The sequence below is a fragment of the Pseudomonas sp. NPDC087814 genome, assembly GCF_044742865.1.
Lineage (GTDB): Bacteria > Pseudomonadota > Gammaproteobacteria > Pseudomonadales > Pseudomonadaceae > Aquipseudomonas.
In genome coordinates, this window is record NZ_JBIUVK010000094.1 from 1 (window position 1) to 5,509 (window position 5,509).

A 5,509-nucleotide genomic window follows, 5' to 3' on the forward strand; every position below is an offset into this window, starting at 1 on the left:
AAAAAAAATGAATAACAGATCATCATAAGTGAATGAAAATTAGTACATAACAGTAACGATGAAATAATCGATGATCAACCACAGGATCAGATTCTTTGCCATATCGTTCAATTAACTACCCTCTGAAGCAAGCTCCGCTACTGGCGCGTGCTTCGCATGATATTCACCGGCCTAACTTACTACATTACCTACAACTCTGGCAGGCGCCGTCTGTAACCCTTTGTGAAACTTTGACTACACAATATTCGTAAAGCTTCGTGACGAAAGCGATATAAAAAAACCTATCGCCTCCGTCAAATTTCTCAAAAACGCTCTTCACTGGCAGCGCCTTCAATGCCACGGAAGCCGCGACCCAGCAAATACTGCTCGCGAGACCTGTCCCGGGAAGAGTCAGGCTTGCGTGTCTGTACCTTGTCGAACAGTTTGCGGATGTTCTTGTGATACTCGTCGAAGCCTTCACCCTGGAAGACCTTGACCAGGAAGTCACCACCCGGACGCAGTACCCGTCCTGCCAGGTCCAGTGCCAATTCGCACAGGAACATGGCTCGCGGCATATCAACAGCCGGTAATCCACTCATATTGGGGGCCATATCGGAAATCACAAGGTCTACCTGCGAATTTCCGACGGCCTCAAGGATCTGTGCCAGCACTTCATCCTGGGTAAAATCGCCGTGAACAAAGGTCACGTCAGGGATGCTGTCCATTTCCAGGATGTCGGAAGCGATCAAACGGCCTTGTCCACCAATCAGACGACTGGTCACCTGGGACCAGCCACCCGGGGCGGCACCCAGGTCGATAACGCTCATGCCAGGACGGATCAACTTGTCCTTTTCCTGGATCTCCAGCAGTTTGTAGCTGGCCCGGGAACGGTAGCCATCCTTTTGCGCCATTTTGACGTAAGGGTCGTTGAAATGCTCTTGCAGCCACTTAAGGCTAGTTTTGGAACGGGCCACGGGCCACCTCGAAAATAAAACGGGTCGTGATTAACTGGGCGGTCCCGGACTCGCTCGGGTAAACTGGCCGCCGCTTTTTACAAGATCAGACGCAGGGGTCAGATTATGCCGCTCACTCAAGAGCAGAAGAAACAGTACAAATCCATTGGCCACCATCTGAAACCAGTTTTGATTGTGGCTGACAACGGTTTGACTGAAGGTGTGTTAGCCGAACTTGAACGCGCATTGGGCGATCACGAGCTAATCAAGATCAAGGTCAGCATCCTTGATCGCGAGGCGCGCCTGGCAGCTATTGCAGAACTGTGCAAGGCTGGCAAAGCGGACCTGGTTCAGGTCATCGGCAAGATGGCGCTGCTGTATCGCAAGAACTTCAGCGCCAACAAGCAACTGTCGAACGTACACCGCTTCAAGTGAAACAAGGGTCACGGGCGTGCTTCGCACGCCCTGCCACTCCATCCTGGCGCCGGCTGTACAACCAGCACCAACCCGGAAAACCCTAGCACAAGATAGCTGAACAGCTGCCAGCGCAACGCCTCCGGCAGAAAGATGCGCACCACGCAAAACATTGCGCACGCATACAGCGCCATCAACAGCAGTTGCCCGCGAATATCCCGCCACAGACTCCCCAAGCCTTCGGCCTTGATCAGCACCAGCGCCTGAAGCGTCACGCACGCCGCTGCAAAACCTACCAGCAACGCGCTTAATAATCCGCTGACCTCATCGATCAGCAACGGTGCCAGGCCAATCAGGCCCAGCGCCGGCAGCACACCAATATGTAACAGCCATAGGCCGCCAACCCAAAGCATCTGGGCAAACTGCCAAAGCATGGCGCCCGCACGAAGCGGGCGCCGTCTTTCAGATGTGACGAACTTCGACAATCTCGTACTCGATCACGCCACCAGGCGTCTTGACGGCCACCACGTCACCCTCTTCCTTGGCAATCAAGGCGCGGGCCAGCGGCGAACCGACGGAGATCTTGCCGAGTTTGAAGTCGGCCTCGTCTTCACCCACGATGTGGTAAACCACGCTTTCGTCAGTCTCGACGTTGGCGATTTCCACGGTGGTGCCGAAAATCACCTTGCCGGTATGCGGGATGGTCGTGACGTCGATAACCACCGAATTCTGCAGGCGGCCTTCGATGTCACGGATCCGCGCCTCGACCATACCTTGCTGCTCGCGGGCAGCATGGTATTCAGCGTTTTCCTTCAGGTCACCCAATTCCCGGGCCGTACCGATGTCCTGGCTCAGCTTTGGACGGACGACCTTGGTCAGGTGGGCGTGCTCTTCTTCCAGGGCTTTTGCGCCCTGGACGGTCATTGGGTATTTGATCATGCCTTCAATCCTGCGTGTAGATCCTGCAAGCGACGCACGGTTTTTTCAGGACCGAACTTCAGCGCTTCGCAGATAGCTTCGCCAGCAGCAATGGTGGTGGTGCAGTAGATCTTGTGCTGCAAGGCGTTACGACGAATGGAGTAGGAGTCCGCGATCGACTGGCGACCTTCGGTGGTGTTGATGATCAGGGTGACTTCGTCATTCTTGATCATGTCGACCACGTGTGGACGGCCTTCCGTTACCTTGTTCACGCGACGCACTTTCAGGCCGGCAGCCTCGATCAGCTTGGCGGTCCCGGCAGTGGCCACGACTTCGAAGCCCAAGTTGATCAGATCACGGGCCACGCCTGCAACCAGCGGCTTGTCATCATCGCGCACGCTGATGAACGCAGTACCGCCGGTAGGCAGCACTTCGCTGGCGCCCATCTGGGCTTTGGCGAATGCTTCACCGAAGGTATCGCCCACGCCCATCACTTCACCGGTGGACTTCATCTCCGGGCCCAGGATCGGGTCCACACCAGGGAATTTGGCGAATGGGAACACCGCCTCTTTCACACTGTAGAAGTTCGGAATGATTTCCTTGGTGAAGCCGATTTCCTTCAAGGTCTTACCGGCCATCACACGGGCAGCAATCATTGCCAGGGAAACACCGATGCACTTGGAAACAAACGGCACGGTACGCGAGGCGCGCGGGTTGACTTCGATGACGTAGATGTCTTCGCCTTGCAGCGCCAACTGTACGTTCATCAGGCCGACCACGCCCAGCTCCAGGGCCATTTTCTTGACCTGTTCGCGCATCTCGTCCTGGATGTGTGCAGGCAGCGAGTATGGCGGCAGCGAGCAAGCGGAGTCACCGGAGTGAACGCCAGCCTGTTCGATGTGCTGCATGATCGCGCCGATCACCACGTCGGTGCCGTCGCAGACCGCATCCACGTCCATCTCGATGGCGCAGTTGAGGAAGTGGTCCAGCAGCACCGGGCTGTCGTTGGACACTTTCACCGCATCACGCAGGTAACGCTTGAGTTCGTCTTCTTCGTAGACGATTTCCATCGCCCGGCCACCCAGTACGTAGGACGGACGCACCACCAGCGGGTAACCAATCTTGCTGGCCGCGCGGATCGCTTCGTCTTCGCTGCGCACAGTGGCATTTGGCGGCTGACGCAGGTTCAGGCGCTCAACCATCTGCTGGAAGCGCTCACGGTCTTCGGCCCGGTCGATAGCGTCAGGGCTGGTACCGATGATCGGCACGCCAGCAGCTTCAAGTGCGCGAGCCAGTTTCAACGGGGTTTGGCCGCCGTACTGGACGATCACGCCTTTTGGCTTCTCGACACGGCAGATTTCCAGTACGTCTTCCAGGGTTACCGGCTCGAAGTACAGACGGTCGGAAGTGTCGTAGTCAGTAGAAACAGTTTCCGGGTTGCAGTTGACCATGATGGTCTCGTACCCGTCTTCGCGCAGGGCGAGAGCGGCGTGTACGCAGCAATAATCGAACTCGATGCCTTGGCCGATACGGTTTGGACCGCCGCCCAGGATCATGATCTTGTCGCGGCCCGACGGCGCGGCTTCGCACTCTTCCTCGTAGGTGGAGTACATGTATGCAGTGTCGGTGGCGAACTCGGCCGCACAGGTATCAACGCGCTTGTAGACCGGGAAGATGTCCAGCTTGTGGCGATGGGTGCGCAGGTTCTTCTCGGTCACGCCCAGCAGCTTGGCCAGACGCATGTCGGAGAAACCTTTGCGCTTGAGGCGGAACATCAGGTCGCGGTCGATGGAGGACAGACCGAGGGTCTTGACCTTCTCTTCTTCCTTGATCAGATCTTCGATCTGCACCAGGAACCACGGGTCGATCATGTTCATGCCGAAGATGTCTTCGACGGTCATGCCGGCGCGGAAAGCATCGGCCACGTACCAGATACGCTCGGCACCCGGCACGGTCAGCTCGCGCTTGAGCACGCTCATGCTTTCCGGGTTGCTCAGGTCGAGCTTCTCGTCCAGGCCGCAAACGCCCACTTCCAGGCCGCGCAGGGCTTTCTGCAGGGACTCCTGGAAGGTCCGGCCGATGGCCATGACTTCACCGACCGACTTCATCTGAGTGGTCAGGCGGGCGTCGGCTTTCGGGAATTTCTCGAAAGCGAAGCGTGGCAGCTTGGTGACGACGTAATCGATCGACGGCTCGAAGGAAGCCGGTGTTGCGCCGCCGGTGATTTCGTTCTGCAGCTCGTCCAGGGTGTAACCGATCGCCAGCTTGGCGGCGATGCGCGCAATCGGGAAGCCGGTAGCTTTCGATGCCAGCGCCGAAGAACGCGATACACGCGGGTTCATCTCGATCACAACCATGCGGCCAGTGTCCGGGCAGATGCCGAACTGGACGTTGGAGCCACCGGTTTCCACACCGATCTCACGCAGCACCGCCAAAGAGGCGTTACGCATGATCTGGTATTCCTTGTCCGTCAGGGTCTGTGCCGGCGCAACGGTGATCGAGTCACCGGTGTGCACGCCCATCGGGTCGAAGTTTTCGATCGAGCAGACGATGATGCAGTTGTCCTTCTTATCGCGGACAACCTCCATCTCATATTCTTTCCAACCGATCAGGGATTCGTCGATCAGCAGCTCTTTGGTCGGAGACAGGTCCAGGCCGCGGGCGCAGATTTCTTCGAACTCTTCACGGTTGTAAGCGATACCGCCGCCGGTGCCGCCCATGGTGAAGGACGGACGGATGATGCACGGGAAGCCCAGGCGCTCCAGGACCGCGTTGGCCTCTTCCATGCTGTGGGCGATACCGGAACGCGGGCAATCAAGGCCGATGGACTTCATGGCCTTGTCGAAACGCGAACGGTCTTCAGCCTTGTCGATGGTGTCGGCATTGGCGCCGATCATCTCTACGCCGAACTTCTCCAGGACGCCTTCGCGCTCCAGGTCCAGTGCGCAGTTCAGGGCGGTCTGGCCACCCATGGTTGGCAGCAGGGCGTCCGGACGCTCTTTCTCGATGATCTTGGCAACGGTCTGCCACTTGATCGGCTCGATGTAGGTGGCGTCGGCCATGTCCGGGTCGGTCATGATGGTGGCCGGGTTGGAGTTCACCAGGATGACGCGGTAGCCCTCTTCGCGCAGGGCTTTACAGGCCTGGGCGCCGGAGGCCTGGGAAAGGAAGGAGTGGCGAATCTCGTGCGGGCGGGCGAGAGTATTGAGGATGGTGTAGATCTCTGTGGGTGGTGGCTAGGGTTT

5 protein-coding genes are annotated in these 5,509 nt (G+C 57.8%); 1 reads left to right on the top strand and 4 read right to left on the bottom strand.

What is annotated here, in order from left to right; translation table 11 throughout:
• Positions 1–302: 302 nt before the first annotated feature.
• Complete coding sequence (gene rlmE, locus ACIOMR_RS30585) at positions 303–953, bottom strand: 23S rRNA (uridine(2552)-2'-O)-methyltransferase RlmE (protein WP_003212203.1); 651 nt, start codon at positions 951–953, stop codon at positions 303–305.
• Between the two features lie 105 nt (positions 954–1,058).
• Between rlmE and yhbY the strand changes: the two genes are divergently transcribed.
• Entirely contained in the window at positions 1,059–1,367 is a 309-nt protein-coding gene (gene yhbY / locus ACIOMR_RS30590) for a ribosome assembly RNA-binding protein YhbY (protein WP_003212205.1), read from the top strand.
• A gap of 8 nt (positions 1,368–1,375) precedes the next feature.
• On the opposite strand, the gene ACIOMR_RS30595 is transcribed toward yhbY, so the two are convergent.
• The 3 genes from ACIOMR_RS30595 to carB are packed head-to-tail and all read right to left on the bottom strand — an operon-like array spanning position 1,376 to position 5,485.
• Complete coding sequence (locus tag ACIOMR_RS30595; protein ID WP_003212207.1) at positions 1,376–1,780, bottom strand: hypothetical protein; 405 nt, start codon at positions 1,778–1,780, stop codon at positions 1,376–1,378.
• A 28-nt stretch (positions 1,781–1,808) separates the two neighbouring features.
• The gene (greA, locus tag ACIOMR_RS30600; protein WP_003212209.1) at positions 1,809–2,285 is read right to left on the bottom strand and encodes a transcription elongation factor GreA; all 477 of its coding nucleotides are present in this window, start codon (positions 2,283–2,285) and stop codon (positions 1,809–1,811) included.
• Positions 2,282–5,485 carry a carbamoyl-phosphate synthase large subunit gene (gene carB, locus ACIOMR_RS30605; protein WP_401198146.1) on the bottom strand — a complete coding sequence of 1,068 codons (3,204 nt, stop codon included), beginning with the start codon at positions 5,483–5,485 and terminating at the stop codon, positions 2,282–2,284. The genes greA and carB overlap by 4 nt, the downstream gene beginning before the upstream one ends.
• Between the last annotated feature and the right edge of the window lie 24 nt (positions 5,486–5,509).

Bases quoted from the DNA above. Each gene is read 5' to 3' on its own strand.
- ACIOMR_RS30595 (WP_003212207.1), bottom strand. From the start codon at position 1,780: ATGCTTTGGCAGTTTGCCCAGATGCTTTGGGTTGGCGGCCTATGGCTG.
- greA (WP_003212209.1), bottom strand. From the start codon at position 2,285: ATGATCAAATACCCAATGACCGTCCAGGGCGCAAAAGCCCTGGAAGAA.
- yhbY (WP_003212205.1), top strand. From the start codon at position 1,059: ATGCCGCTCACTCAAGAGCAGAAGAAACAGTACAAATCCATTGGCCAC.